The sequence below is a fragment of the Hoeflea sp. CAU 1731 genome (assembly GCF_039888615.1).
In the GTDB taxonomy this organism is placed as follows: domain Bacteria; phylum Pseudomonadota; class Alphaproteobacteria; order Rhizobiales; family Rhizobiaceae; genus Flavimaribacter.
The window spans coordinates 67,887-74,194 of sequence record NZ_JBDQQS010000023.1 but is presented as its reverse complement, the minus strand read 5'-3'; the positions used below and the strand labels follow the sequence as shown (position 1 = coordinate 74,194).

Below are 6,308 nucleotides of genomic sequence, written 5' to 3'. Positions count from 1 at the left end.
AGGCCCCGAACGATGTCGACAACAATGAGGCGTTGCGTCCCAGCCAAGGAGCGGTCTCCTGTCCGTTATTCAGGTTTGTGTAAAAGCTCATCCTACTGGAGGTTCAACCCATATTTCCCGCTCGGTTACCCAATCTCACGTTGATTTGCCTTTGCTTAACCATCCCGTTGCTCTAATTGGAGACATGCTCCGGGTGCTGTCCACTATCCTTTTCGTTCTGTTCGTGCTTGTGCACGTGGCTCTCGCACCTGTCATGGCCGCTGGGTCAACTATCGAAACGGGCGAGACGAGCCGGAATTCGGCGTTGGTCTCCGGAAATTACGATGCCGCGGGCACCGTCGGAAATTGGCAGCAGCAACCGAATGTTGCGCCGGATGAAGATCTGCCGCGGCTTTCGGCATGTCCAGATCATTGTGTGTGGTTGGCACAAGCTCTTCTGACCCCATCACGCACAGTGAGCAGCCTGCGTGCGCATGCCGTATTCCCTTCTACCGAGCCCGTTCCCGTCGAGGTTTCCCTCCCGCCGCCGCAATAGACGCGATAGCGGCGGGCGAGATTTTCTTGCCCAAATCACATGAACGTCCCGTCTCGCGGCCCTCCAGAGCGCCGCAGGCTGGTCATCATCCGGGATAACAGTTCGCGCTTGCGGCAAAACCGCTGCGCATGGTGGGCAGAAAATCGTGAAAAGCAGCAAAGACATCCACTTCGACCCGAAGCGCCGCGCCTTCCTCGCCGGCATAACAAGTACCGCAGGTGCACTCGTCGTTTCAGGTTGTTCGACAACGAATGGCGAGAAAACGGCCGAACCGGAGCCGCAGCCGGACCAGTCCTATGTTTCAATGTATGCGGCGATGCCGAACGAGAGGTTTCCTATACCTGCGGTCGATATTTCGAAGGTCAACAGGCGCTATTACCGCCAACTCGTCGACGACCCCACCGGCGAACGGCCAGGCACCATCGTTGTCGATACGCGACGCTTTTATCTCTACCTGGTCCAGCCCCGAGGCAAGGCCATGCGCTACGGGGTCGGTTTGGGACGTGCCGGATTCGAATGGTCGGGAGGCGGCGTGATCCAATGGAAGCGGGAATGGCCGACGTGGACGCCCCCGGCCGAGATGATAGCGCGGCAACCGGAACTGGAGAAATACAGCGCGGAGAACGGCGGAATGGCGCCGGGCCTCAACAACCCGCTCGGTGCACGCGCCCTCTATATCTTCCAGGATGGTGAAGACACGCTCTACCGCCTCCACGGCACGCCCGAATACTGGACGATCGGAAAGGCGGTTTCGAGTGGCTGTGTGCGCCTCATGAACCAGGACATCATAGATTTGTACAAGCGCGTGCCCACCCCCTCGCCCATCATCGTTCGCCATGGCGCCCGTCCCATTGTCTAGAGAGAAACGCGCTTGCCCCTCTAGCCGCTAGAGGTTTTACAAATCGGGCTCGCAGTTATCGGAGATGTCATGAAACGCCGTTATTTTCTTGCAGGTGCGTCCATATTTGCCGTCGCCGGCATATGTCCGCTTCCGCTATTCGCTCAACCCACGCAGCAGCAGTTGCTTGTGCCCGGTCCGCTTCCAGAGAGGAGTTTTGGAGATGTGGACTCTCCCGTGACCGTCATTGAATACGCGTCCCTGACCTGCGGTCATTGCCGCAACTTTCATATAACCGTCTGGCCCGATTTCAAGGCCAAGTACGTTGACACGGGCAAGGTCCGATTCATCATACGCGAGTTCCCGTTCGACCCGCGCGCCTCGGCCGGTTTCATGTTGGCACGGTGCGCCGGCGAGGACAATTGGTACCCGACGCTCGACCTGCTCTATCGTTCGCAGGACCGCTGGGCACGGGTTTCCGACGCGACCTCGGCTCTGAAGTCGGTCATGAGTATGACGGGGATGGAGGGTGAGCAGGTTGAAGCCTGTCTCCAGGATCAAGACCTGCTGGACAAGATCACGGCCATCGCTGACACGGGCAAGTCATACGGTGTCGACTCAACACCGACCTTCTTCGTCAACGGCGAAATGTACAAGGGCGTGCTCAGCCTCGAGCGATTCAGTGAAATCATCGACCCTCTCTTGGTTGCCGAATAAGGAGCGGACAAATGCACGAGACGATTACCATTTCCGGATTCGGCTCCGCATGGCGCGGCATGATTGCTGCAACAATCGTATTCGCTGCGGCCATGACGGCCAGTCCCTCCGTCCTTGCTCAGCAGGAGGAGATTGTGGCGCGTGTCGACGGCCAGGACATCACAGCGTCGGAGCTGGCGGTTGCCGAAGAGATGTACGCGCAGCAACTGGGCTCCATGCCCGATGATGCAAGGCGGTCGGTTCTCATCGATGCACTGATAGACCTGCGCATCGTCGCAAACGAAGCGCGAGAACGGGGAATTGCCGGCGAAGAGTCCTTCAAGCGGAAAATGGCCTTCCTCGAAGAGCAGACGCTGCGTTCCGCTTTCATCGGCGAACAGATCACTGCGTCTGTAACGGAAGAGGCTGTGAGGACCGCCTACGAGGCGCAGATCGCGCGTATGCCCCGCGTCGAGGAAACGCGGATTCGGCACATCCTCCTGGATGCCAAAGAGGCTGCGACGGCGGTCATCGAGGCACTGAATGGCGGGGAGGACTTCGCCGCTCTCGCGCGCGAACATTCCAAGGACGTGGTCTCGAAGCCGAAAGGGGGCGATCTGGGTTTCGTCGCCACCGGCCAGTCGCTTCCAGAGATCGACGCGGCTGTCGCGAACCTACAGGACGGCGAATACACTGCTAAGCCGGTCCGCAGTTCCTTTGGCTTCCATGTGCTGAAGGTTGAGGAGAGGCGGCAGCAGCCAGCGCCGGAGTTCGAGACCGTTGCACCTCAGATGCGTCAATCGCTACAGGCGGCGGAGCAGCAGCGCATCATCGGGGAGCTTCGGGCAAAAGCCCAAGTCGAAAAACTGGTGCCGGACGTGACGCCGCCAGCTGAGGACGACGGTCACGACCACTAACCGCATTTCACTAGCAATTCAGGGGGGACATCATGCTCAATCGAAGGCAATTCCTGCTCACCTCTTTCGCGCTGCTCGCCGTTGTGCAAGGCGCGGCGGCTCAACCGGAAACAGGCCCTGCGCTTGACCCACAATTCCTGCCGCAAAAGGTCGACTTTACACGGGATTATCCTGTCGGTACGATCGTGGTCGATACGGCGAACCGCTTCCTCTATCTGATCGAGTCGAAGAATATCGCTCGACGCTACGGGATAGGGGTCGGCCGGGCAGGTCTCGCCTTTTCCGGCACTGCGGAAATCGGCCGCAAGGCGAAGTGGCCCAGCTGGCGTCCGACCGACGATATGATCAGACGCAATCCCGGAAAATATGCGCGATATGCGGATGGTGTCCCGGGCGGTCCGAACAATCCGCTCGGTTCACGCGCGCTATACCTCTATCGCGACGGCCAGGACACTTTGTACCGCATCCACGGCACCACCGAACCATCGTCGATCGGCAAAGCCGTGTCCAACGGGTGCTTCCGAATGCTGAACGAACATGTCGAAGACCTGTTCGAGCGCGTCCCTGTTGGAGCAAAGGTCGTTGTCGATTGACAAAGCCTCCTTTCGTGCTGGTCGTCGGTGCCGGTCAGGCCGGGCTGGCAACGGGTTACCACCTACGCCAGGCGGGCATTCCGTTCGTTATCGTCGACGGCAACGACCGCATCGGAGACAGCTGGCGAAGGAGATATACGTCGCTGACGCTGTTCACGCCGCGCCGGTTCAGCGCGTTGCCGGGAGCGATCATGCCGGGCAACCGCGAACTTTATCCGACTCGCGACGAGTTCGCCGACTACCTTGAAGCGTATGCGCGTCTGTTCAATCTGCCGTTGCGGCTGAATTCACGCGTTGCCAAGCTGCAGCGATCGCTTAGCGGGGAATTCGAGGCCACTTTGGAGAGTGGCGAGGTCCTGGCAGCCACGCATGTCGTTGTCGCGACGGGCGGATTTCAGGTTCCTCTCGTCCCGAAAATAGCCGCAGGCTTCGGGAGTGCGGTGACGCAGTTGACTGCCGAGACCTATCGCGATCCGGCCTCGGTGCCCGACGAGGTGGTACTGATCGTTGGTGACGGCGCAAGCGGGCGTGACATTGCCGCCGAGCTTGTCCCCAGTCGCCCGACCTTGCTTGCGGCGGGGAGGCCGCGCAAGCTGTTCCCAGAACGCCTGCTGGGAAAGAGCATCTGGTGGTGGCTCCATTGGTCTGGGCTCATGCGTGCGCCTGCAGACTCGGCTGTCGGGCGGCTGATGCGGCGGACCGATCCGTTTCCCGATCGCGAGCGCAACCTCGACAGCCTCGCACGCAAGGGCGTTCGACTGAAACCCCGTCTCACTGAAGCTGCGGGAACGATCGCGAAATTTGCTGACGGCGGCGAGGCTGAAATTGGCTCCGTCATCTGGGCCGTTGGCTACCGCGATGATAGCGATTGGGTGCAGATTCCGATCGCAAAGAACCCGGACGGCTCCTTCGCCCACACGAACGGCGTGTCGCCAGTCCCGAACTTGTTCTTCGTGGGCAGACCATGGCAGCGCAATCGCGCTTCGGCTCTCATTATGGGCGCCGCCCCCGACGCTAACGCCATCGTGAAGCTGATTTCCGAAGGCAATTAGTCGCCGGATTTCCCGTCGACCGCAGTTACGCGTGAACAGTTCGCGCTAATGTCCACCCTCGTCTTCAACCACGATTTTGACCGGCAGCTTACCTGCATCCCCGAAGTCCAGGATCAATTCGAAGCTGTCGCCTCGCTCGATGGAGTCGCGGATTCCGGACAACCAGATGTGTTCTCGCCAAGCGGCAAGTGAAACCGGCTTATTTGGGCGCAACTCGATGTATTCAAGCCAGCCCACGTCGCCGTCCTTGGAAATGCGAAAGCGAACCTCCTCAGCCACCGGGCTCGAGGCTCCGACGAGCCGCGCGCTCTTGTCGCCACGATTGAGGATCGGGCCGTACACCGCGATACCCCCGGCACCCTCCTCGGGTGGAGATGCCCAGACGTGACCGACCGCGATATCGTCGAGCTTGTAGCTGTGCGCCAGAGTTTCGGAGGGCGTCTGCTGGAGCACAAAGACGAGACCCGCCGCTAGCGCCGGGACCCGCCTTTTTGAACCACGCTCCGCCACTGCGGGCCACCGTGTGCCAAAATTCCATCACCGCCACCTAATCGTCCTCCGGTCCTCTGGCGCCTGGTCCTAAAACCGGTACGGAAACCGCGATTGGAGATGTATTCGCAAAACGCAGCGTAGGCGTGAATATCTCTCCCTTCTCAATCGGCCGCTCCAGATCCATGAGCATGACATGATACCCGCCCGGCTCCATGCCAACGCTCCCGCCGGCAGGCACCTCGATCGGTCCCGCCGGCACTATCTTCATGACATCGCCTTGCTTGACCGTGCGGTGAACCTCCGCGCGGCCTGCGACGGGAGTCTCCAGCGCAACGAGAGTGGCGGCGCGGTCATCTTTGTTCAGGATGGTCAAATAGGCCGCTGCAGGTCGCGAGGCCAAGATGGAGGCGCGCGCCCACGGCTGCTGGACCGAGATGGCGGCTTTATCCTGTCCCCGCGCCGGAATCGCGAGCGCAAGCACAAACAAGCTCAGCAAACCGATAGGATGCACGCGCACGGTCATGTCTCCCCATCCGCATCGCCGAATCTGGCTATAGCCTCGCGGATCGTCCCGGCCATCTCCTCCAGAGCAGTGCCGTAGCTGAAATGTGTAAGATACTCACCGGATTTCGACATCAGATATGTGTTGCCTTGATGGCTTACTAGGTAGTCGCCGCTGCCCTGAAAGGCTTCGCCGTCCATTCCGATCTTCTCAAACGCCACCCGGTATGTGTCCGCCATTGCGTCGACCTGATCAACCGTCCCGGTCAGACCGGTGATGCCCCTGTCGAATGCCTTCACATACTCAGCCATGACATCTGGCGTGTCGCGCTCCGGATCGAGGGTTACGAAAAGATATGCCACGGCATCGGCATCGTCCTTCAACAGTTCGATAGTTCGCGCGATTTCGGCCAACGTAGTCGGACATATGTCGGGACAGTTCGTGAAGCCGAAAAAGATGAGGCGCAGCTTTCCGGCGAAGTCGTCGTTGGTGACGGGTTCGCCCGTATGATCCTCGAGTGAAAATTGTCCGCCGATGGGGACTGAACCCGGCTCGGCAAAGATTTCCTGTTTCGGCTGGTCGACCATCAAGCCCGGCGAAGAGCCGCGCATTACGTATGCAGCACCGAGGGCAACCGCCAGCGTCAAAGCGACGGCTGCGAGACAACCCCAGACGACTCTCAA

General features: G+C 60.1%; 8 protein-coding genes. 5 read left to right on the top strand and 3 right to left on the bottom strand.

Annotated features, from left to right (window positions below; translation table 11 throughout):
• Nucleotides 1–680 precede the first annotated feature (680 nt).
• The 5 genes from AAFN47_RS25385 to AAFN47_RS25365 all read left to right on the top strand — a co-directional run bounded on the left by AAFN47_RS25385 (nucleotide 681) and on the right by AAFN47_RS25365 (nucleotide 4,631).
• Complete coding sequence (locus AAFN47_RS25385; protein WP_420406584.1) at nucleotides 681–1,394, top strand: L,D-transpeptidase; 714 nt, start codon at nucleotides 681–683, stop codon at nucleotides 1,392–1,394.
• 69 nt (nucleotides 1,395–1,463) lie between these two features.
• Nucleotides 1,464–2,090 carry a DsbA family protein gene (locus AAFN47_RS25380; RefSeq protein WP_420406583.1) on the top strand — a complete coding sequence of 209 codons (627 nt, stop codon included), beginning with the start codon at nucleotides 1,464–1,466 and terminating at the stop codon, nucleotides 2,088–2,090.
• Between the two features lie 11 nt (nucleotides 2,091–2,101).
• Nucleotides 2,102–2,986: a foldase protein PrsA gene (locus AAFN47_RS25375; RefSeq protein WP_420406582.1), complete on the top strand. Its 885-nt coding sequence runs from the start codon at nucleotides 2,102–2,104 to the stop codon at nucleotides 2,984–2,986.
• 32 nt (nucleotides 2,987–3,018) lie between these two features.
• Nucleotides 3,019–3,579 (top strand): L,D-transpeptidase, encoded by a 561-nt coding sequence (locus tag AAFN47_RS25370; RefSeq protein WP_420406581.1) that lies wholly within the window; start codon nucleotides 3,019–3,021, stop codon nucleotides 3,577–3,579.
• Nucleotides 3,576–4,631, top strand: a complete 1,056-nt coding sequence (locus tag AAFN47_RS25365; RefSeq protein WP_499812047.1) for a flavin-containing monooxygenase — start codon at nucleotides 3,576–3,578, stop codon at nucleotides 4,629–4,631. Before AAFN47_RS25370 ends, AAFN47_RS25365 begins: the two co-directional genes overlap by 4 nt.
• 45 nt (nucleotides 4,632–4,676) lie before the next feature.
• Here the strand turns inward: AAFN47_RS25365 and AAFN47_RS25360 are convergent, their stop codons facing one another.
• The 3 genes from AAFN47_RS25360 to AAFN47_RS25350 form a co-directional block, all read right to left on the bottom strand.
• Nucleotides 4,677–5,084 carry a copper chaperone PCu(A)C gene (locus AAFN47_RS25360; RefSeq protein WP_499812046.1) on the bottom strand — a complete coding sequence of 136 codons (408 nt, stop codon included), beginning with the start codon at nucleotides 5,082–5,084 and terminating at the stop codon, nucleotides 4,677–4,679.
• A 94-nt stretch (nucleotides 5,085–5,178) separates the two neighbouring features.
• A complete protein-coding gene (locus AAFN47_RS25355) occupies nucleotides 5,179–5,640 on the bottom strand; it encodes a copper chaperone PCu(A)C (RefSeq protein ID WP_499812045.1) in 462 nt (153 codons plus the stop codon).
• Nucleotides 5,641–5,642: 2 nt separating this feature from the next.
• Nucleotides 5,643–6,308 carry an SCO family protein gene (locus AAFN47_RS25350; RefSeq protein WP_499812044.1) on the bottom strand — a complete coding sequence of 222 codons (666 nt, stop codon included), beginning with the start codon at nucleotides 6,306–6,308 and terminating at the stop codon, nucleotides 5,643–5,645.